We start from the raw sequence: 22431 nt of genomic DNA, 5'->3' as shown, positions 1-22431 counted from the left end.
TATCAAGAGGGGGGAACAACACCATGCAACAAGAAGATACAGCGGTCAATGTCAAAGGCACGATGTTACGTTCGATCATTCCAGGACTGGGTCAATTTGCAAATGGTCAAGTATTTAAAGGGGTCGTATTTTTAGCACTATTTATCGGATTTATCATCCAAATGGTTTTAGGTGGTTTTCAATCCTTAATAGGTTTAGTTACCTTAGGGAGTGTCCCAATGGAAGATCACTCATTATTTATGTTGATCCAAGGAACTTTGCAATTGATTGTGACAGCCTTGTTTTTATTTTTTTATTTCATCAATCTAGTAGATGCAAAACGTGTCGCAGTCATGAGAAAAGAAGGGAAAAAGATCAATCGAACAATGAAGGAAGTCATACATAATGTGGGTGATGAAGGCTTTCCTTATCTCTTGACGCTTCCAGCGTATCTATTGATGATTTTCACGATCATCTTTCCGGTTCTAGTGACATTATTTACAGCATTTACAAACTATGATTTCCAACACATCCCACCAGCAAGTTTGATCGACTGGGTGGGAGCAGAAAACTTCTTCAGTATTTTCTTTTTAAGTTCTTATCGAAATACATTTGTTGCCGTGTTCTCTTGGACCGTCATCTGGACGCTTTGTGCCACTACTTTACAAATCACGTTAGGCGTATTTACAGCAGTGATCGCGCACCAGAAATTTATCAAATTCAAACGTGTTTTTGGAATTATTTTCCTTTTACCATGGGCAGTCCCAGCATTTATCACGATCATGAGTTTTTCAAACATCTTTAACGATAGTGTGGGAGCGATCAACACGCAAGTTATTCCATTCTTGAATAATATTCCCTTTGTAGATATTGCCTCCGTTCCTTGGAAAACTGATCCGAACTGGACAAAAGTCGCAATCATCTTGATACAAGGCTGGTTAGGTTTTCCTTACATCTATGTGATGGTCACAGGTATCTTACAATCGATTTCTGAAGATCTTTACGAAGCAGCGAAAATCGACGGTGCGAATGCTTGGCAGCGCTTCTCAAGTATCACGTTGCCAGCAATCTTTCTTGTAGCAGCACCAACGTTCATCACACAGTATACAGGGAACTTCAATAACTTCTCCATGATCTACCTCTTCAATAATGGGGGACCGGGAAGTGTCGGTGGTGGTGCAGGATCAACAGATATCTTGATTTCGTGGATCTATAAATTGACCACGGGGACCTCGCCACAGTATTCGATGGCTTCTGCGATCACGCTGATCATTTCGATGATCGTCATTGCCGTTTCTCTGTTGGTATTCAAGAAAACTAATGCGTTCAAAATGGAGGACTAGTCATGAAAAAATTTAGTACGAGTGCTAAGTTCCAACGGAGACTTTCGCATTTCTTCACTTATGTGTTTTTGATCCTATTGTCGATCATTATCATCTATCCGTTATTGATCACAGCTAGTACTGCTTTCAAACCAGGCAATATTGCTGCTTTTAGTTTGGATTTCTCCGGTGATTGGACCTTAAATAATTTTTCTCGCTTATTCAATGAAACCTTGTATGGCACGTGGTATAAAAATACGTTGATCATTTCTGTTTTAACGATGGTCATTCAAGTAACTGTTGTGACACTTGCTGGTTATACGTATAGTCGTTATCGTTTCATCGGAAGAAAATCAAGTTTGATGTTCTTTCTAGTGATCCAGATGGTACCAACGATGGCAGCATTGACCGCTTTTTATGTGATGGCCTTTCTATTAGGTGCATTGGATCGTTATTGGTTCCTGACAATGATCTATATCGGTGGGGGAATCCCAATGAACACTTGGCTGATGAAAGGATACTTCGATACAGTCCCAATCGATTTAGATGAATCAGCTAAATTGGATGGTGCAGGACACTTTAGGATTTTCTTGCAAATCGTCTTACCATTAGTCAAACCAATGATCGCAGTCCAAGCGCTTTGGGCATTTATGGGACCATTTGGTGACTTCATGTTGGCACGTTTCCTACTTCGTACGCCTGAAAATCAAACAGTCGCAGTTGGATTACAAACCTTTATTTCTGATGTAACCAACCAACGCGTTTCTCTGTTTGCGGCGGGAGCAATCTTGATTGCTGTACCAATATGTTTATTGTTCTTCTTTTTACAAAAAAACTTTGTGACCGGACTGACATCAGGCGGGACCAAAGGTTAGGAGTCGTTTGCTATGGATAAATTCCCACTCAATTACTTTTCAAGCTTAAGAAGTCCAAAACAGTTGTTTTTAGGTAGAAAACAACTCACTTGGCCAAAATTTATCGTGATCTTTCTGTTTCTGATTTCTTTTATGGTCATGCCGATTACTTTATTTTATACGAATCAAGTCTCGGCGATCCCGATGGAACAATTCTTATCGGTGAATACGTTGATCGATCAGGAAGGGGTGGCACGCTTACGTGAACTACAACTTACGAACGGTCGCTTAACAGCTGACTCTGAGATCATCAGTGTAACAAACGATGTCATCATCGGAACAGCACTGACGCCAGAAGAAATGGCAGAAAGAGGAGCCGCAATCAATTTTGAAGAGACCAGCTGGACGATCCGTCAAGAAGAGGATGGACAAACACGAGAATACAATATGTCATATCCCTCCTCATTTGATTTTATGAGAATAACAAGTCCTAAAGAGTTTGAACAGTTTTTAGAGAATGAATTTTATGCGAGTAATCGACCGATGATCATTTTATCTTACAGTTTGACGTTAGGTATTTTATTGTTTATCATGACTGGCTTGATTTTGTTCGGCGCTGCCTTCTTTTTATGGCTAACAAGAAAAAGCAAATTCTCTTCCATAAAAAACTTTAAAGAGAGCGCAAATTTGATGTTGAATGTTCTAGGTGTGAGTTCGATAATTGCTGGTTTTGTCGGTTTTATCCATTTTGATTTTGTCTTGATGATGGGCATCCAGTCGACCATAGCCGTTTTATTGTTACTATGGATTTTCGCTAAAACTGGCTTCAAAGATTCAAAAGCGATCCAAGTCTGATCGAATCAAAAAATGAAGAATGTAAGAGGGAAAGCAGAAATGTCTTCCTCCTTACATTCTTTATTTTTGTGTTTCTGAAATTTTCAAAAAGCTTTTATTTATTACCTGTAATCTGTTGATTCTTTGACGAAATAGGTATAACGTAATAGTGTAATTTTTGTTTTAGGAGGATCATTATGTTAGAAAAAACAATTTATCATCAACTATTTTCGCACTCTTTTTCACTTCCAGTAGAAGTCACGTATTGGGATGGAACGACGAAGCAGTATGGGGATACCGATAACCCTCCACAAATCAAAATCACGTTCAATGAAGAGATCCCAATCAAAGAGTTGACGAAAAATGCTTCTCTTTCTTTAGGGGAAGCTTATATGGATCATCGCATTGAAATCGAAGGGAATATCCAATCATTGATCAACGATGCATACAGTCATACCGATAGTTTCTTGCGTAGCAAAGATTATCTGAAGTGGTTACCAAAAAAAGAGAAACACACAAAGCAACAAAATAAAGCGGATATCCATGCTCATTATGACCTAGGTAATGATTTTTATCGCTTATGGCTTGATTCAACGTTGACGTATTCTTGTGCTTATTTCAAAACTCCAGAAGATAGTCTGGAGCAAGCACAGATCAATAAAGTCCATCATATTTTAGATAAGCTATTTATCAAAGAAGGAGAATCCCTCTTGGATATTGGTTGTGGCTGGGGAACGTTACTATTTACTGCGGCAAAAGAATATCATGTCAAAGCGACTGGTATTACTCTCAGTGAAGAACAATACAACTTCATCACCAATAAAATCAAAGAAGAGCATCTAGAAGACCAATGTCGTGTGTTTCTAATGGATTACCGTGAGTTGAAAGGGGAGACTTTCGATCATATCACCAGTGTGGGGATGTTCGAACACGTAGGGTCAGAAAATCTACCTGAATATTTCAAAGTAGTCAAAGATTTGTTGAAACCTAAAGGAACTGCTTTGATCCATGGAATCAGCCGACAACAAGGTGGTGCAACGAATGCGTGGATCAATAAATATATTTTCCCTGGCGGTTATGTACCTGGTGTGACGGAACTGATTAAGGATATCACGGAAAACGATCTACAAGTGATCGACCTAGAAAGTCTACGTCGTGATTACCAATGGACATTACAACATTGGACGCAACGTTTCCATGCGGTTCAAGAGCAGGTGACTCAGGAGATGGGTGATCGGTTCTATCGTATGTGGGATCTTTATTTACAAGCCTGTGCCGCATCTTTTGAATCGAGCAATATCGATGTGATCCAGTACTTGTTAGTCCATCCAGGGAACAATTCGATCCCAATGCATCGGAAATAACTAACTAATATTTGTTTTTTTATTTAAATGAAAAGAACCTGTTTTTACTTTTTTACGTAAAAACAGGTTCTTTTTTAGTTGTAAAATCAGACTGTAGACTGATTTTTCATGGTATTGGCTGACAGTATTCACTCTTTTCGTTATACTGAGAATAGATACCTAATAAAAAGGAGAATTGTTATGAAATCAAAAGTTATTTTTACAGGCTTATTTTCTTTACTACTTTTGGCGGGATGCCAGCCAAACCAAACAACTACCCCTTCAAGTACGACCAACCAGTCGTCAGAAACGACAGTAACTTCTACGAATAAGACAGAAGAATCTAGCACAACTGCTGCTTCTACTGATTCATCTTCTTCACAAACAGCAAACCCTGATATTAAAGTTTCTGCGGATCGCGCGATTGAATTATTCCAAAACAAATACCCAGATGCAGCCATCACTAGCTTAGAACTGGATAGTGATTGGGGAAGCTACTTTTACAAAATTGAGGGTGTCGATGATCAAAACGAATATTCAGTGAAAATCAATGCGATGGACGAAAAACTTGAGGCAGAAAATCCAGAGCAATTAGATCGTGACGAACAAAACGGTCAGAAAAAATCAGAAGATGGTTTAGATGTCAGCAATCTGATCTCGATTGAAGAAGCTGGGAAAATCGCTGTTGAAAAAGTTGGCGCTGGAACTGCAACAGATTGGGACCTTGATAAAGAATTAGGAACTACTTATTGGGATGTCAAAGTGAAAAATGGCAACCAAACGACAAATGTAAAAATCAATAGTCAAACCGGAGAAGTATTGTCTTCAGAGGTCGATGATTGATCGAACATGCGATAAATTTTTATTGATTTTGTTCGCTTTAATGATACACTAGAAAAAACGCTTTATTAAAAGGAGAGAATATCTTGAGCTTAACGACTACTTTCTTAAATCATTCTTTTGAAAATCCCTTGATGAACGCTTCTGGTGTCCATTGCATGACTACAGCTGAATTAGATGAACTTGCACATTCGAATGCGGGCGCCTTTATTACAAAAAGTTGTACCATCAATGAGCGAGCAGGAAATCCTGAACCACGTTATTATGATGTGCCACTTGGTAGTATCAATTCGATGGGCTTACCAAACTTAGGTTTTTCCTATTATCTGGATTATGCATTGGCCTACGAGAAAGAGCATGGACAAGAACAACCATTGTTTTTCTCGATTGCCGGTATGAGTGCAGAGGAAAATCTGGAAATGTTGAAGTTGATCGAAGAAAGTGATTACCAAGGGATCACTGAGCTGAATCTTTCATGCCCGAATGTTCCAGGAAAACCGCAGCTAGCTTACGATTTCGAGGCAACAGCAGCTTTATTGAAAGAAGTCTTTCAAGTGTTCTCTAAACCGTTGGGGATCAAACTTCCTCCTTATTTTGATTTCGCCCACTTTGATCAAATGGCGGAAATCTTGAATCAGTACCCGATCGCCTATGTGAACTCGATCAATAGTGTGGGAAATGGCCTTTATATCGATACTGATAGTGAAACAGTCGTCATCAAACCAAAAGATGGTTTTGGTGGACTTGGAGGCGAATACATCAAACCTACTGCGTTAGCGAATGTCCGGGCATTTTATACCCGCTTGAAACCAGAGATCAAAATCATCGGTACTGGCGGTATCCGCAATGGACAAGATGCTTTTGAACATTTATTATGCGGCGCAAGCATGTTACAGATCGGCACGGAACTTCACAAAGAGGGAGTAGCTATTTTTGATCGTATCAGTAAAGAATTGGAGACGATCATGGCGGAAAAAGGCTACCATTCAATCGACGAATTTAGAGGGAAATTACGCTCGATGTCGTAAGATCTCTTCCATGCTTATAACTAGAGAAGACACTTGAAGCATACAGCTGCTTCAGGTGTTTTTCTATTAGAATGAGAAAATAAGCGTAAAGATTGTTGCTTTTTCTGTCATATGAGAAAATAACCGTAACTGAGGAGGGAGAGCATGAAAGATGCAACATATCTTGCGAATGGTTTAAAAACAAAGCAATTCAGCTCGGAAGAACTTTTTATAGAAACAAAACGAAAAATCGAAAAGCTCAATCCAGAAATCAACGCATTTGTCACCCTTGAATCAATTGATTTCCAAGCAAATGTAAAGCAGCCACCACTGGAGACAGATTCACTACTAGGAGGAATACCATTTCCTTTAAAAATGCTAGGACAAGAAAAAAAAGGCTGGTTAGCAACTTCCGGTTCACGAATTTTTGAACAACATCGAGCGTCTAAAAATTCGAATTATGTCCAAGCAGTTGAAAAGGCTGGCTTAGTCCCATTTGGACAAACGAATGCGCCTGAATTTGGCTTTAAGAACATTACCGATCCACAATTATATGGACCTGCACGAAACCCATGGAACTTGGCATATTCTCCAGGAGGATCAAGTGGCGGAGCTGCGGCAGCAGTTGCGGCAGGGATCGTTCCTATGGCAGGTGCCAGTGACGGCGGCGGTTCGATCCGTATCCCAGCCTCATTTTCTGGCTTGATTGGCTTGAAACCATCAAGAGGAACCATGCCAGTCGGTCCAAATGCTTGGCGAGGGTGGCAAGGAGCCTCCATCGACTTCGGATTAACGGTTTCCATGAGGGATACAAAAGCGTTGTTCCAAGCATTACAAGGAATCAATAGTGGGGCACCTTATCAAGTGACACCAGCATTTTGGCAAAAACACCCAGTGAAAGAACGTTTGAAAATCGCTGTCTGTGTTGATTCGCCAATTGGCTCGAAGGTGAGCGAAGAAGCTCAAATCGCAATTAAAAAAGCGCGGCAGTTTCTGGAACAATCTGGGCATGAAATTGTTGAGATTCCTTATCCTTTAGATGGACGTACATTGATCAACTCGTATTATCAAATGAATGGTGCTGAAACGGCAGCAATGATCGAGTCGATCGAAAAAGGGTTGCAGCGGGGGATAGAAAGCAACGAGCTAGAACCAATCTCATGGACATTATGGCAATATGGTAAAAAACTTTCTGCAGCAGACTATGTGCATTCATTGCACGTATGGGATCATGCAGCTGTCACAATGGAAAGCTTGTTTGAGTCCTTTGATTTGTTTCTTTCGCCAACCACTGCGGATACTGCGCCTAAAATCACAGCTGACTTACAAAGTGACTCGATCCGTCAGCAGATGGCTGATGTCCCTCATTTATCGGCAGATGAAGGGTTGGCAGTCGTGTCAGCGATGTTTGAAGAGAGCTTGACGATCACTCCTTATACACAATTAGCGAACTTAACTGGGCAACCTGCAATCAGCCTACCTACACATGTTAGTGAACAAGGATTGCCACTAGGGATTCAGTTTATGGCTGCCAGAGGAAGAGAAGACTTACTGTTTCAGATTGGTGAATTATTTGAAAGACATGGTTTGTTTTATCTTCCAAAAGGAATCGAAAAAGAGTAAGAGATTAAGGGAAAAATAATTCGTGCAATTTTTAAAGCGGAGTAGCACTTAGGCGTAATACTCAACCGAGAATTTTATCGATCAATAAAGAACCAGTGCAACAGAAAAGACGAAAAATGTGATGTTTTAGCTGAATTTTTCGTCTTTTCTCTGTTGCTTTTTACTGTTAGATAAGAAGCATACAAAAAAATAAAATGACAGTTGGATTATGGTGGATTTTCAGGTAGAATAAAAAGCGAAAGTATGTTCGGAGGTGAAGTGTATGAAAACTCCTTTAACGATCGAGCTTGAATCATCGTTGTATCATTATTGTATCGAACAAGGAGGAATCGTTGTCGAGGAAGTGACAATGCCTGAGGATCATGGGATCGTTGACACTTTAAGTTGTCTAATGAAATTTGATGGAACAAGAGAATGGCGTTGTTATGAATTGAAAGTCACAAAAGCTGATTTTCGCTCAACTGCTAAATTGTCCTTTGTTGGCCACTATAATTATTTTGTTTTACCAAAAAATTTATATGAAGAAGTCAAAAGTGAGATCCCACCAGAAATTGGTGTATTAGTTTATCGTTCTTATGCACTGGAAGAGGAAATGCCTGTGCCTGGAACTTTTATTATTGCAAAAAAAGCAATGCGCCGTGAATTAGGCGTGGTAGAAGAGGCATTGACTAATCGTTTTATGGCTTCTTTGTTTAGAGAAGTCAGAAAAGCTAAGCAAATGGAACGGGGAGTGAAATATTTCCCTTCAGACCAACTATATAAAGAATTGAAAAAACGGTCAGAAACGCAAGACCCCTTCTCAAAAGAACGTTATTATGAACGCTTTATCGAAGAAATCGAAAGTCAAGCAATCCATGATCTGCAAGAAGAAAATCGTGCCTTGCGACAAGAACAGGACTGGTTGCGCCAGCAACGTCATATTCGACGTCTGCCAACTGAACCATTGGAGTGAATAATATATGTATTATCCTTATTTACGTGGTAAACAATTCGATCTACTTGCATTAAAAGAAAGTTTGAATCGTGGACTTTTATCCACTAAGATCCAGCCCATCATTGAGCCAGTACGTGATTCGGCGACGCTAAAAAATGTTGTCGAATTGTTTCAAAAAAAGAATCATCCGCTGATTATCATAAAGAATCCGCAAGTGGGGCAGTTCAAACTGTTCGATCAACCGATCCACACGTGGGCAATCAGTGAAGATAGCTCGTTAGCAGAGGCAGAGATCATTACGCCGAGCAATTATGAAAGAGTGATTGAGGCGCCACCGCCATTCATTATTTTTGATGGACAACATCAACCTAGAGAAAATGCGATTTGGCAAGCTTTGATCGAAACAAATGCGACATTTTTCATTCCTGATTCTAGTCGCTTACGCATGCAATTGCCTGAGAATAAAATCATTGTCCGTGATCAATTTCAAACGAGACGACATGTAGAGAATTATGCAGAAAAAAATGATGATTTCTTTAGCGATGATCATCTTTTCTTTCAAATGGATGGCTATCATGGGTTTTCCGATTTTACGATCGAAGGCAGTCGTTACTTCGATAAAGGATTTCCCAGTCGAGCGTTAGCCTTACATCTTACATACATCGATGCCTATGGGAATATGCGAATCAAACACTTCGTTTCAGATACCAATGATTCCGCAAAAGATCAAGCATTGAAATTTATGGAAGCAGCCAATAAAATGTATGTATGGTTGATGAAGAATCATCAACAAGTTTTTATCACGGAAGGATTACTTGAACTTATCAGCTTGTATCACCAACAAAAATTCCCAGGTCTGGGGGTTTTGAAGAAATGGACGTTGTTACATCATCTTGAATTAGTCAGTCAGCTTTTAGAGCATCCGACAGACTGGTTGCGTAGTGGTTCAAGAATAGACAAGCTATACGAATTGATTACAGATCAATAAAAGGAGCAGAGATATGTACCTTAGAAAAACAACAGTAGCTGATTTGCCGAGAGTGTTGCAAATCATCGATCAAGCCGCAGCATATCTTGCTGAGCAAGGATTACCTCAATGGCAAGGGGAGCAAAAGCCATCAAAAGAACGAATCATCGAAGACATTGAAAGACAAGAAAGCTTTGTCTTGATTGACGAAGAAGTCATTGTTGGCACTGCGGCGCTAGTTGCCGGCATCGATCCGGTCTATACAGCAATTGCCGGAAATTGGGAGGGGAGAGAGCCGTATCTTTCCATCCATCGAGTTGCTCTTGATCAAAACGTCAGAGGGAAAAGACTTGGAAAACAATTATTAGAACATTTATTGACCGTTGCCACATGTCAAGGAATCAAGGACGTTCGGATCGATACGTTTCCCACCAATCATCCAATGGAAAAAACGATATACTCGGCAGGTTTTCATTATTGTGGCATGATTGAATTTCCATTCCCACACGGAGAAAGAAAAGCGTATCAAAAAGTATTGTGAAACGAGTAAAATCAAAAGCAAGCCAACTGTTCAGCGATGATCCGCTGCCTGGATGGCTTGCTTTAATTTTTTTGTCTCGATTTCTAACGTCTGATTGTTTTCAAATGAGATCAAGGTAGGAATAAGTGTTAATTTTTCAAGTTCTTTTTGATCTTTTTCAAAGAGCGCGAGCCGTTGCCTGATTTTATCTGGTGAGTCGCCGCGAAGTACAAATCGTTCATACAACTTTTCTTTTGCTACTGTGATGAAGACAGGTACGATACAACGACCAAATTGTTCATACAGGTGCCAAAAACCTGGGGCTGTTAGGACAGTGAAGCAGTCACCCTGTGCAAGCTTCGTTGAGATCTCCTGTTTACTTGAGCCATAATAGTGATCGGCGTACCGATCCCATTCGGCAAATTCCTGATGGGCGATCATTTCTTCAAAGGTCTCTTGAGAAACAAAATGGTAATCAAGGTGATTTTTTTCATTTTTTCGTGGGGGACGGGTCGTATACGTAATGATCTTTTGTTGTGGAGAAAAAATTGCATGAGCGAGCGTCGTCTTTCCGGAACCAGAAGGCCCAATAAATACATAACATTTATTCATAGGAAATATTCCTTTCTATAGTTACATGATCAAAGACATGTACATAACTAATATATACCGAAAAGTGGAAATCTGTCATTTAAAATAAAAAAACTTAACCAATTTAAACAAGTCATCTGTTCAAACCAGCCAAGTTCAGTATACTTAAGACTCTAGATAAAAGATAGCTTTATACCAGTATTCCGGTAACAATTGCGCTTAAAAAGCTGACTAATGAAGCGGTGAACAAAATTTTCAATCCATGTTTTGCTACAAGATTACCTTTTTCTTCATTCAACCCTTTCATTGCCCCTGAAATGATCCCAATTGAAGAGAAGTTCGCAAATGATACTAAGAAGACTGATAAGATAGCGGTGGTACGTTCTGTAAATTCAAAAGTCCCAGTCGATAATTCAGTCATTGCTACAAACTCATTTGTCACAAGTTTTGTTGCCATGATACTACCGGCATCAACCGCTTCTTTCCAAGGAATCCCACTGATAAATGCAAATGGCGCAAAAATATACCCTAAAATCTGTTGGAAGGTAATCCCAAAAATCCCGTTGAACAAGGCATTGATCATAGCAATCAATGCAACAAAACCGATCAACATTGCAGCCACCGTGATCGCTACATGGAAACCATCTAAAATATATTCGCCTAACATTTGGAAAAATGTTTGTTCTTTGTCTTCTTCAATCACTAATTCATCTTCTTTTTCGTCTAACTCATAAGGATTGACGATCGAAGCAAGAATATACCCACCAAAAAGATTCAACACTAAAGCAGTGATCACGTATTTTGAATCGATCAACGCCATATAGGAACCAACGATGGACATCGAAACAGTCGACATAGCGGAAACACTCATCGAGAACAGGCGCTTTTCTGTCAAGAAAGGCAGTTCCTTTTTGATGGAGATAAAGACTTCTGATTGACCTAAAATCGCTGAAGCCACACCATTATAAGATTCTAATTTCCCCATGCCATTGATTTTACTCAATCCTAGACCGACTGCTTTCATAAATAAAGGAAGAATCTTGATGTAACGCAAAATCCCAATAATGGCAGAAATAAAGACGATCGGCATCAAAACATTCAGGAAGAATGGGGCACTTCCAACGTTTGCTACACCACCAAAAACGAAATTGACACCTTCACCGGCAAATGCCAATAAGTGATCAAATAGCTTGGCTAACATCCCAACAACTGCTGTACCAAAAGTCGTACGTAATAAAACAAACCCAAACGCAAATTGCAACACAAGCATGATGATCAATGGTTTGCGTTTGATGGCTTTTCGATCGCTACTGATCAAAACCGCCAACCCAAAAATTAAAAGTAAACCTATTATTCCAATAAACTGACTCAAAAAAATCACTCCTTACCAAATTCCGTTTAATTCTACATGTTATTTTTAAAGAATACGAATCTTTTGAGAGAAATTTCATGAGATTTTTAGACTAAAGCGTATACATGGAAGAGAGGGGAAAGACAGGTGTCTTTTAATGGGCAGGAGTGGATCAAGAAATCCTAAATTATTGATTTTATCTAACGGTGTTGGCATATATGTATGCATATATTTGTTAGTAAACTATGACCAGAAGCTGTTAGACAAATAACTTCTTTACTTTATTGTTTTCCTTTGAAAGCAGTAAACGTCAGAAAGCGAAGCAGCTCCTAAAAAAAGGGGTACCCACAAAAATTTGAGCAATTTTCATGGATACCACCCTATTTTTCGAGGTAACTTCTATTTTTCTATCTTAGCCATCTTCGAAGAATTATTTATTGATAATACAAGTTTTCTGAAGGGTAAACCGGCGCACTAGTGATGTCGATACCTAATTGTTTCAGGTTTTGTTCATCATTCTTATTGATCATCACAGTTGAATGTGCTTGCGCACCTTCAAGTTCTGCTAATTTTTCATAAGCAACTTGAGCGATTGGATTTGTGACTGCACTGATCGATAAAGCAATCAACACTTCATTGAGATTCAATGTATCGATTGACGAGTGCAACGCCTTGCTTTTAAGTCCTTGGATCGTTTCCAAGACAAGAGGAGATAACAATGGGATCTCATCGGAAATGTGGGCGAGATATTTGATCGCATTCAAGACAACAGCAGCCGAAGCATCCATCAACTGACTTGTCCGACCTGTAAGGATCACTTGATCAGGAAGTTCGATCGCAATCACTGCTAGCGGTTCCGTACTAGATGCTTGACTAGTTTTTGCATACTCATGGGCAGGGGTCACGACTTTACGGTCTTCAGGACGTAAACCGACTTCTTCCATGATCAATTTGATACGATTGACGGCATCTTCATCTGTCAATCCTTTTTTAAAGTCACACGCTGTTTGGAAATAGCGTCTGATGATCTCTTGTTTTGAGGCTTCCTGTACGACTTCATCATCCGTGATACCGAAGCCCACACGGTTGACGCCCATATCAGTAGGAGACTGGTAGACCGATTCCTTGCCAGTGATTTTTTCGATGATCCGTTTAATGACAGGGAAAGTCTCCACATCACGATTGTAGTTAACAGCCACTTTGTTATACGCGTCAAAATGAAATGAATCGATCATATTGACATCTTTTAAATCGACTGTTGCTGCTTCATACGCAATGTTCAATGGATGCTTCAATGGAACATTCCAAACAGGGAAAGTCTCAAATTTAGAGTAACCTGCGGCATTGCCTTTTTGGCTTTCGTGATACAGTTGGTTCAAGCAGGTAGCTAATTTCCCACTACCTGGACCAGGAGCTGTCACGACAACGATCGGTTTCGTTGTTTCGATGTATTCGTTCTTGCCGAAACCATCCTCTGAAACGATTTTTTCGACATTGATCGGATAATCCTCGATTTCAGCGTGTTTATAGACTTTGATATTACGACGCTCTAATTTGTTGATAAATACTTTAGTTGCTGGCTGTCCGTTATATCGGGTGATCACTACACTATTGATCGATAATCCATATCCTCGTAATTCATCGATCAAACGCAAGATATCCATATCATAGGTAATCCCATAATCACCACGAATCTTATTCCGCTCGATATCACCTGCATACACACAAATCAAAATCTCCGCTTGGTCACGCAACTTTTGCAATAATTTGATTTTAGCATCTTCTTCAAATCCAGGTAAGACACGTTTGGCATGCTTATCATCGACTAATTTTCCACCAAATTCTAGATACAACTTATCATAATGATGAACGCGTTCAAGAATATACGCAGATTGCTCTTCGATATACTTTTCTGAGTCAAAACCAATTTTTTTCACTTGTTTCCCTCCTTAGCTACTCTCGCATTTTTTCATTTTTTGAAGGTTTCGTCAACTATCAATTAAGTATATAAAGAAATTTCAAAGAAAAAACAAAAGAAACATGCTTGTCTCAGAAGGCATTCATTGGTATGATAAGTTTGATAAGGAAGGTGTCCTATGAAAAAAAGACAAAAAAAGAAAAACGCGTACAAACAGTATATACGCTCAATTTTTACAGGATATGAGCATATGCTAGAAGATAGTGAACTAAATGAATTAAAGTTCTCTTACTTAAATGAAGAAACATTACTTACACGAGATGAAAACCAACGCATCCATTTTACAACAAGAGATTTACCCAAAAAATAAAGCTAAGAGCGGGGAATCGCTGACCCGCTCTTTTATGTTTTCTAACTTTCAATTAATACGAGTAAAAGTAATTTTTGTTCTAAGTCAGCGCATACTTAGTAACACTTTTTTCTTAGAAAATGATACTATTGGATTACATAGAATAATTGATGGAAAATTGATGCGTTCAAAAGCAAGAGGAGGCCAGTAAGATGATAGACCCACAGACGAACGAACATTATGATGAAAACGAACAAGAGGAAGCATCTTCGTTTTACGATATCAAAGAAAAAGCAAGTATGAATCTTTCACAATTATTAGAAGATCTACAAGCTTTTGAACAAGCTGTCCGCGAGGAGAATATTCCCGCGATCTATCAGTTATATAATGGACGCTTGAACGATGAGCTTAAAAAAAGCTCAAATGAAAATCATGAGATCGATCAGCTGTTGATGCGTAAGATCCATGACCGTTTCTTGCAAGAATTTCCCTTCATGAAACACACAGAGACCATCTCTCCGACGATGAGTTATTACCAGATCGGCACCTATTTTCATGAGCGAGCAACGATCGGGATCGATGCTAGCTTACCTGAAATCTTTGTATTACCGCAAATCGATGAAGAATGGGAAAATTACGCGACGCAACAAACCCATGATTTTGATAAAAAAATCAATGAGTTAGAGGCAAAAGTGATCACTGCAAAAACAGAGATCGAGCGTTTAGAAGAGGCCATCAAAGAGATCGATCGACAAATCACTGAGTTAGATGATACGAAAGGATTCTTAAATCGTAAAAAAATAGACGAAGAAATCCAAGCGTTAGAACAAAAGAAACAAGCACTCGAAAATGAAAAATTAGGTTGGTTGCCCTATATCGAAGAACCAGAAAAAATCCAAAAACAAAAGCAAACCTTATTACATGAAGAAAAAGCGGACCAGTTACGCGCTGCGATCGTTGAAAAAGAACAACGTCAAATCAAAAAGTATTTTGGTGACATGGAAGGTTTCAGACAGTCGATCCATCGTTTCTTGATGTCGTACCTTGGCAGTGAAAACCCTGAAATAGTAGAAGAGGGAGGGGACGAGTGATGACAAAACAAGAAGATTTAGACCTACAAGAAGTAACAGCTGAAAATCATGGAACGACCGAGCCAGTAGAAGAAGCATCAAGCACCGACAAAGAGATGGCGAATGAAGTAGAAGAAATTCGCGAAGAAGCTAAAATCCATGAAAAAGAAAAAGTCGTCCCAAACTCGACGAATCAAACAGATAATGCGCGTTCAACGATCGAGCAAGCGGTCAATGAAAATCAAGCATATCTTTCTGGTAAACAACATGATCACGAAGACATCGTTGACTTGATTGCAGCCGCAGAAGAAGAGTTAGCTGATTTACGATTACGCAAATATTTGATCGAAGCGGATTTCAATGAGTTATTGGTCGCATATCATCGCTATGTGTTAGAAGATAAACCGATTTCTGCCATTGCTAAGACAAGTTTGATCGAATACTTCGCTTACGAGATATTAAAACCATTGAATGATATCGGCTTGGAATTATCCAAACAAGCATATGATGTATGGGAAACAAGATATTTTTCAATCAATTATAGTTTGACCCCACAAAAAGAATTGATGTTCTCCTTTGTGTTACCGACGATCGACCAACGATACCAAGTAGAATCCATCAATTTGATGCGAGTATCCCCAGAACAAATGACGATCGAGATCGATGATGACCGAGTGTTAGCATTGATTCGTCATTGGTCTGTTGAACGAGTGTTTTCGGCTAGTCAGATCACGATTTTCAATCACAAATTGAATCAATTATTTGCTTATGCACGTAAATTAGGCTTTACGGTCGATCAAACCTTGTTAGACAACACGAAGCCACTAAGATTAGATATTGCAAGTAAGTTTCCAGCTACGCAAGAAGTATTAGATGATATTTTTATTGTCACAATGAAAAATCCGCAGTATGATATGGAGAAATTGGATGACACGACTTATAAGGTGTTACTGGATAAAGGTCAGTCGCTCCAAATTTCTCTTAAAGACACAACACAGACAGATCTAGCGATTTCTTCTGGTGACTATCATCGTTCAGTGATCGATTTCTTTATCAATTATGAATTTTTAGTGCCTTTGATGGTCCGCAAAAATTGATGGCAAAAGAACGGTCATGCAGTATTTGCTTCAGAAAGATCAGTTCAGATGATCGATGAAAAAAGAGCCAAGGAATCGGTTTCTCCTTGGCTTTTTTTATACTTAGGAGGGGTAAAATGAAAAGGATAGGAACCAGTTTACTCATTGTCTGTTCGATGTTGCTTTTCTTTACCAGTTGTATAAATCAAGAGACAAAAAAAGCTGACCCAAAACCGTCATCCATGGTGATGAATGAAACAGCAACTATCACCTTGCAAGAAGATGGGGTTGATACCTTAGTAAAAAAAGTGACGTTCCATACAGGAGAAAATTTACTGGACGTGCTGGAACAAAACTTTAGTGTGGAAGAAGACAAAGGATTTATCACCTCGATTAATGGTCAGAGCCAAAATACCGAAGAGAAAAAATATTGGATGTTCAGTGTGGATGGTAAAAATACAAAAGTAGGCGCAAAAGAAACGATATTAAAAAATAATCAAACCGTCATCTTTAATTTAGATACTCTTTGATGTTGTTAAGAATGAAGGGAAGAAAAAGCAATGGAGAATTTGAAGAAGAGCGGAATGTTTTCTGTATTGGCAGCGTTAGGTGCCAACCTCTTAGTTGCGTTTAGTAAATTTGTCGGTTATGCCATCAGTGGCAGTGCCGCTATGTTGAATGAAAGTATCCATAGTATCGTTGACTGTAGCAATCAAGTATTACTACTAGTCGGTGACAAACGTGCGAATCGTGGTCAAAGCGAATTACACCAATTTGGCGAAGGACGAGCAAAGTATTTTTTCAGTACGATTGTTGCCATGATGTTGTTTTTTGGTGGGGGCGCGCTAGGTGTGATGGAAGCTTTTGAAAAACTTACCCATCCCGCCCACGAAGTTGGTAATCCTTGGATCGTCATCCTGATTCTATTATTTGGTCTAGCTGTAGAAGGGAGTTCATTGCGAATAGCAATGAAAGAAATCCGCGAATTGAACACTGAGAACCTTTCAACCATGCGCTTTCTACGTGAAAGTCGTCACAGTGAGATCCTTGTGATCTTCACCGAAGATCTCTGTGCTGTAATTGGTCTCATTCTTGCCTTAGTCGGCACCGGATTGACCATGGTGACAGGGATTGCAGCTTTTGATGCCATCAGTGGACTATTGATCGGCTTTTTATTGATGGGTGCTGCTATCTTTCTGGCAAAAGAATTTTATAGTTTGATTATTGGCGAGAGCGTGACTACAACAGATTTGAAAAAGATCAAATTTGCTTTTGAGCGAAATGAAGTGAATCGCGTCATTGATATCAAAACTGTGCATTTAAGTCCGACAGAGATTTTAGTTGCCGCCAAAATCGACCTATTTGAGAGTAAAGAATATCAAGTACACATGATCATCAATGATATTGAGCGGACGATCCGTGAACAATTAAAGGATAAAAAAATCTATATTTACATTGAAACAGATAAATATGATCCAAATTATTCGCAAATAAATAAAACACAAGAAAATATGGTAGAGAACGTCGAGAAATAATTTAGAAACTAGCGTTATTTTTTACTTATAAAAAAGTTTGATGTCAAAAAAACAACTCGTTTATTTATAGTGTAAAATCATCTGAAAGGTAGGAGGAAAATGAATTTCCTCTTATCTTTTTCGATGATTTTTATTTTTTTTAATCGTTCTCCTTTGAAAATGAGAAAAATATCATGTTGTTTAACGATAAAACGGCTACATTTTTATTTATTTATGTTACAATTAGTCCGCTATTTATTTGTTGTTAATTGAAGGAGATATCGTTAATGAATAAACAGAAACGGGCGCCTTGGCAGGATTCGCTACATGCTGCGTTGCCACTTTGCCTTAGTTATATCCCAGTTGGATTAGCTTGCGGGGTCTTACTGCAACAAGTTGGTTTTGATCCACTCTTAGCTGGTCTATTATCCATCTTAGTATTTTCTGGCGGCGCACAATTCTTAGTTGCCTCTATGCTAGCCACACAAGCGCCATTTTCAACCACACTTTTAATGGTTTTTTTCTTAGAACTACGGTATATCTTGCTAGGATCGAGTCTTTCAGGCTTTATGAAGAAAGAAAAGCGATTCTTTTTAGCTGTGTTCTCTCAATCATTGAATGACGAAAATTATGCAGTCAATTATTTGAAATACTCAACTGACCCTACTTGGGACAAGCGAAAAGCGTTGTATGTCAATTGGTTTTCAATGGGGGCTTGGGCGATCAGTAACATGGTCGGAAATATTTTTGGATCAGTGATCCGAGTGGATACAGATTTGGTCCATTTCGCTTTGACCGCTATGTTTATTTTTATGTTCATCATGCAAATGAAGAATGCTTTACTCATCTTCACAGGGATCTTTTCTGGGATACTCAGTGTCATATTCATGGTACTTTTCCAAAACACTTTCGGTTTGATCGTTGCAACGTTGATTGCTTCTTCAGCAGGTTTTGTATTAGAAAGAGCCTTCAAGAAGGAGAAAGAAAAGAAATCCAGCAAAGAGACCCAACCTTTGAATGAGCCATTGTTCCATTTCCCAGAACAGGAGGTGCAACATCATGACTGAGTGGTACTTGTTGTTATTGGTGATCAGCTTATTTGTCGTTGCCTACATTCCACGTGTTTTTCCTATGCTTTATTTTACACATCGAAAAGTGCCTAAATGGTTTAGTGAGTGGATGAAGTATGTACCAGTCGCTTTGTTTGCAGCGTTAGCCTTCAAAGATGTTTTTATCACACATGAACATTTAGATATCGCTTGGAATATCAAAATCGTTGCGATGCTACTTGTTGCAGGTGTAGCTTATAAGACTCGCTCAATGGCTTTGTCTGTCATTACAGGACTTGCTTCAGTGTTTTTATTATCAATGTTATAGAATTTCTTAAGCTTCTCCAAAAAATTGGGAAGCTTATTTTTTTGTTTTCCTCAACGAGTTGTCCTCTAAGTTTTTTTTGTTATAATAGGGAAGATGTTTATTCTAATAGAGATAGTTGAGGTTGACATATGAATAAGAAATTGATGCAAGGGACATTTTGGCTTACCTTTGCCAATCTACTCTGCAAAGTTTTAGGTGTCGTTTATTTGATTCCTTGGTTAAGTATGATGGGGAACAATCAAGATGGCATGTTAGCAACTACCCTTTATAATGTGGGCTATTTACCTTATGGTCTTTTCCTGATGTTAGGGACAGTCGGGTTTCCAAATGCCATTGCAAAAAAAGTGGCGGTAGCAACGAAAAATGGGGATGAACAAGCATGTAGGGTCATTTTTCGCAGTACGATCAATATTATGTTCGTTATCGGGATCATATCTGCCGTATTGATGTATTTGTTTGCTCCCGCTTTGGCGAAAATCAGTCCGATCTCGAATGTCGATAACGGTATTTTGGCGATTCGTAGTCTCTGTCCTTCCTTAGTAGCGATCCCAGTATTAAGTGCGATGCGAGGTTACTTCCAAGGGAAAAATCATCTTCGCCCTTACGGTACTTCCTTGATCATTGAACAGGTGATCCGTGTGATCGTGATCTTAGCTGGTACGTATTATTTGCGTGTGTTGACAGATGGCACGATTGTGCAAGCGGTATTGATCAGTACTGTTGCTTCTTTCTTCGGTGGACTAGCGGCTATTGGTCATATGTTTGTTGTCGGACGGCAAAACGATTATTTCCGTTTAAAAGATTTCTGGATCTCAAGTCGCTATTTCCAAAAAGACAATCGTTCTGCGTCTGTTTCGATCATTCGAGAAACCTTACCGTTCATCTATGTTGGTTCGGTGATCACGATCGTGCAAATGATCGATCAGGTGACGATGAAACCATTCTTGCATTTATTTAGACCGGAAATTGCAGACCAACAACTCGAATTTTTGTTTAGTCGTGCATCAGTCAATCCGAACAAATTGACACTGATCTTGATTTCAATGGTCGGAACGGTCGCAATCAGTAGTCTGCCGATCCTAAGTACACTAGGAAAAAAAGACCGACTACAGATTGAAAAAACAGTAGGGGACAGCTTCTCGATTGCTTTATTGATTCTTTTGCCTTCGTTAGCAGGGATGTCCTTGTTAGCAGGTCCGTTATACACCTTGTTTTTTGGCTATGACCCAGAGAGTGTCGGTTACTTCCAAATGGCGCTTTTAGCTTCCTTGTTCTTCTCGTTGTTTACGATTTTATCGACGATGCTCCAATCATTGAATCATCATTTGGTTGCGATCAAACTGACAACAGAAGCCATTATTTTAAAAGTCGTATTCCAAGCGATTGGGTTAGCTTTATTTGGCGGATACGGAATGAGTTTATCTAATACAGTGGCTTTTGCTTTTGTGTTTGTTCGTGGGTATCTTTATTTATCAAAAGAATACCGCATCTCGCCATTCGCAAAGATCAGTCATTTCTTCTTGAAGACGTTTCGTTCGACAATGGCCATGTTGCTTCTGTGCTGCATTCTTTTCTTCGTGTTGAGTCTTTCCCTATCCATGACATCAAAAACGCATGCAGTCATTTATTGTGTGGTGATCGGCGGTGTCGGCGGCTTGACGTTTGCCTTTGCCCAATTTGGAAGAAACGCCATGCAAATGGTCAAGAATTTTAGACGATAAGGGGATACTGTGGCAAGTACCAGTGGTTCTATAGGTAACTAAGAGCGCAAGCTAATTTCAAATAGTAAGTCAGGACTTGAGAAAATTTTTTCTAGTCCTGGCTTTTATTCGTTCTAATAAACAATGAAAGTGATAAAAACCTTAGATTTTAATAAAAAACATGGGTTGCTTTTTCTATAATCCGGACAAAGGTTCAAATCTTTTCTTACTTATGATATAGTATTAAGGACTGGTAAAATTCTTTGAAACGAGGAACTTAAATAAATGAAATTAGCAATCGTAACTGACAGTACAGCTTTCCTGCCAACACGTATCAAGAACCATCCTGATTTATATGTGATTCCTATCCCTGTGATCTTGGATGGAAAAATTTATAACGAAGGCATTGACATCGAAGCAGACGAATATTACGGACTATTGAAAAACAGTAAAGATTTTCCAACAACTTCCCAACCCGCTGTAGGTGAAGTTTTGGCACTATACGAAGAACTGAAAGCCAAAGGCTATGATACGATCTTAAGCATACACTTATCAAGTGGGATCTCTGGATTCGTCAATACATTATTTGCGATGAAAGACGACGTCAAGGAGATGACGATTGTTCCTTATGATTCGAAAATCACCAGTATGCCAATGGGGCATATGGTTGAATCTGCTTTAGACTTGAATGATAAAGGTTATTCACTTGAAGTCATTTTAGCTCACGTCGATCGAATTAGAGACAATACATACGCCTATTTGATCGTTGACGACTTGAACAACTTAGTCCGTGGAGGTCGCTTGACTAACGGAGCTGCACTGATCGGCGGACTATTGAAAATCAAACCGATCCTGACTTTTTCAGAAGGTAAGATTATTTTATTCGAGAAGATCCGTTCAAGCAAAAAAGCTTTTGCCCGTGCAGAGCAAATCATTGGCAAACGAAATGAAGAAATTAAGCCACCAGTAAAATTATATGTGATCCATGCAAACAATTTAGAAGTTGCTGAAGAAGAAAAAGCAAAACTTCAAAAACAATACCCACAAGCAGAAATCGAGATCGGCCATTTTGGTCCAGTGATCGGTAGTCACTTGGGTGAAAAAGCGATCGGTATTGCGATCTCTGCACAATAAATAGGGCAGAAAGCAAAAACACAAAGAAAAGAAACAGTTTGAGCAATGACTTGCTTGGACTGTTTTTTTGCATTTCTACCCTAATTATTTTATACTATCTTTTTATTATCTAGTAATTTACTAAATCA

22 protein-coding genes are annotated in these 22431 nt (G+C 39.1%); 19 read left to right on the top strand and 3 right to left on the bottom strand.

Annotated features, from left to right (window positions below; all coding sequences use genetic code 11):
* Positions 1-23 precede the first annotated feature (23 nt).
* From IGI79_RS07065 to IGI79_RS07020, 10 genes are all read left to right on the top strand, one after another.
* Positions 24-1322 (top strand): carbohydrate ABC transporter permease, encoded by a 1299-nt coding sequence (locus tag IGI79_RS07065; RefSeq protein ID WP_010735424.1) that lies wholly within the window; start codon positions 24-26, stop codon positions 1320-1322.
* Positions 1323-1324: 2 nt separating this feature from the next.
* Positions 1325-2176, top strand: a complete 852-nt coding sequence (locus IGI79_RS07060; RefSeq protein ID WP_010735425.1) for a sugar ABC transporter permease — start codon at positions 1325-1327, stop codon at positions 2174-2176.
* A gap of 12 nt (positions 2177-2188) precedes the next feature.
* On the top strand, positions 2189-3010 hold the full coding sequence (locus IGI79_RS07055; protein WP_074799020.1) for a maltodextrose utilization protein MalA: 822 nt from the start codon (positions 2189-2191) through the stop codon (positions 3008-3010).
* Between the two features lie 176 nt (positions 3011-3186).
* On the top strand, positions 3187-4353 hold the full coding sequence (locus IGI79_RS07050) for an SAM-dependent methyltransferase (RefSeq protein ID WP_074799019.1): 1167 nt from the start codon (positions 3187-3189) through the stop codon (positions 4351-4353).
* A gap of 180 nt (positions 4354-4533) precedes the next feature.
* A complete protein-coding gene (locus tag IGI79_RS07045) occupies positions 4534-5175 on the top strand; it encodes a PepSY domain-containing protein (RefSeq protein WP_195273529.1) in 642 nt (213 codons plus the stop codon).
* Between the two features lie 83 nt (positions 5176-5258).
* Entirely contained in the window at positions 5259-6200 is a 942-nt protein-coding gene (locus IGI79_RS07040; protein WP_195273527.1) for a dihydroorotate oxidase, read from the top strand.
* Between the two features lie 144 nt (positions 6201-6344).
* Positions 6345-7802, top strand: a complete 1458-nt coding sequence (locus IGI79_RS07035; protein ID WP_195273525.1) for an amidase — start codon at positions 6345-6347, stop codon at positions 7800-7802.
* 262 nt (positions 7803-8064) lie between these two features.
* Positions 8065-8754 carry a hypothetical protein gene (locus tag IGI79_RS07030; protein ID WP_195273524.1) on the top strand — a complete coding sequence of 230 codons (690 nt, stop codon included), beginning with the start codon at positions 8065-8067 and terminating at the stop codon, positions 8752-8754.
* A 7-nt stretch (positions 8755-8761) separates the two neighbouring features.
* Positions 8762-9724 (top strand): sce7725 family protein, encoded by a 963-nt coding sequence (locus IGI79_RS07025; RefSeq protein ID WP_195273522.1) that lies wholly within the window; start codon positions 8762-8764, stop codon positions 9722-9724.
* Between the two features lie 13 nt (positions 9725-9737).
* Entirely contained in the window at positions 9738-10244 is a 507-nt protein-coding gene (locus tag IGI79_RS07020) for a GNAT family N-acetyltransferase (protein WP_195273520.1), read from the top strand.
* A 30-nt stretch (positions 10245-10274) separates the two neighbouring features.
* Here IGI79_RS07020 and IGI79_RS07015 read toward each other — a convergent pair whose 3' ends face one another.
* The 3 genes from IGI79_RS07015 to IGI79_RS07005 all read right to left on the bottom strand — a co-directional run bounded on the left by IGI79_RS07015 (position 10275) and on the right by IGI79_RS07005 (position 14102).
* Positions 10275-10835, bottom strand: coding sequence for a guanylate kinase (locus IGI79_RS07015; RefSeq protein WP_195273518.1), 561 nt, complete (start codon positions 10833-10835; stop codon positions 10275-10277).
* A 169-nt stretch (positions 10836-11004) separates the two neighbouring features.
* A complete protein-coding gene (locus IGI79_RS07010; RefSeq protein WP_104776668.1) occupies positions 11005-12186 on the bottom strand; it encodes a NupC/NupG family nucleoside CNT transporter in 1182 nt (393 codons plus the stop codon).
* Between the two features lie 413 nt (positions 12187-12599).
* Positions 12600-14102 carry a DUF1846 domain-containing protein gene (locus tag IGI79_RS07005; protein ID WP_104776667.1) on the bottom strand — a complete coding sequence of 501 codons (1503 nt, stop codon included), beginning with the start codon at positions 14100-14102 and terminating at the stop codon, positions 12600-12602.
* A 159-nt stretch (positions 14103-14261) separates the two neighbouring features.
* On the opposite strand from IGI79_RS07005, the gene IGI79_RS07000 reads away from it, so the two are divergent.
* The 9 genes from IGI79_RS07000 to IGI79_RS06960 all read left to right on the top strand — a co-directional run bounded on the left by IGI79_RS07000 (position 14262) and on the right by IGI79_RS06960 (position 22303).
* Positions 14262-14453, top strand: coding sequence for a hypothetical protein (locus IGI79_RS07000; RefSeq protein ID WP_010735437.1), 192 nt, complete (start codon positions 14262-14264; stop codon positions 14451-14453).
* A 191-nt stretch (positions 14454-14644) separates the two neighbouring features.
* Positions 14645-15523 (top strand): viral A-type inclusion protein, encoded by an 879-nt coding sequence (locus IGI79_RS06995; RefSeq protein WP_074799012.1) that lies wholly within the window; start codon positions 14645-14647, stop codon positions 15521-15523.
* Positions 15523-16599: a hypothetical protein gene (locus IGI79_RS06990; RefSeq protein WP_195273514.1), complete on the top strand. Its 1077-nt coding sequence runs from the start codon at positions 15523-15525 to the stop codon at positions 16597-16599. Before IGI79_RS06995 ends, IGI79_RS06990 begins: the two co-directional genes overlap by 1 nt.
* A 116-nt stretch (positions 16600-16715) precedes the next feature.
* On the top strand, positions 16716-17108 hold the full coding sequence (locus tag IGI79_RS06985) for a DUF4430 domain-containing protein (RefSeq protein ID WP_195273512.1): 393 nt from the start codon (positions 16716-16718) through the stop codon (positions 17106-17108).
* A 30-nt stretch (positions 17109-17138) separates the two neighbouring features.
* The gene (locus tag IGI79_RS06980) at positions 17139-18113 is read left to right on the top strand and encodes a cation diffusion facilitator family transporter (RefSeq protein ID WP_195273510.1); all 975 of its coding nucleotides are present in this window, start codon (positions 17139-17141) and stop codon (positions 18111-18113) included.
* 266 nt (positions 18114-18379) lie between these two features.
* Positions 18380-19159, top strand: a complete 780-nt coding sequence (locus tag IGI79_RS06975) for an AzlC family ABC transporter permease (protein WP_195273508.1) — start codon at positions 18380-18382, stop codon at positions 19157-19159.
* Positions 19152-19469 (top strand): AzlD domain-containing protein, encoded by a 318-nt coding sequence (locus IGI79_RS06970; protein ID WP_335883322.1) that lies wholly within the window; start codon positions 19152-19154, stop codon positions 19467-19469. Before IGI79_RS06975 ends, IGI79_RS06970 begins: the two co-directional genes overlap by 8 nt.
* Before the next feature lie 128 nt (positions 19470-19597).
* Complete coding sequence (locus IGI79_RS06965) at positions 19598-21190, top strand: polysaccharide biosynthesis protein (RefSeq protein WP_071867062.1); 1593 nt, start codon at positions 19598-19600, stop codon at positions 21188-21190.
* A gap of 264 nt (positions 21191-21454) precedes the next feature.
* A complete protein-coding gene (locus tag IGI79_RS06960) occupies positions 21455-22303 on the top strand; it encodes a DegV family protein (RefSeq protein WP_335883323.1) in 849 nt (282 codons plus the stop codon).
* Positions 22304-22431 lie beyond the last annotated feature (128 nt).

Source organism: Enterococcus sp. AZ084, from assembly GCF_051714905.1.
In the GTDB taxonomy this organism is placed as follows: Bacteria; Bacillota; Bacilli; order Lactobacillales; family Enterococcaceae; genus Enterococcus_B; species Enterococcus_B pernyi.
This window is presented reverse-complemented; position numbering and strand designations above follow the sequence as displayed.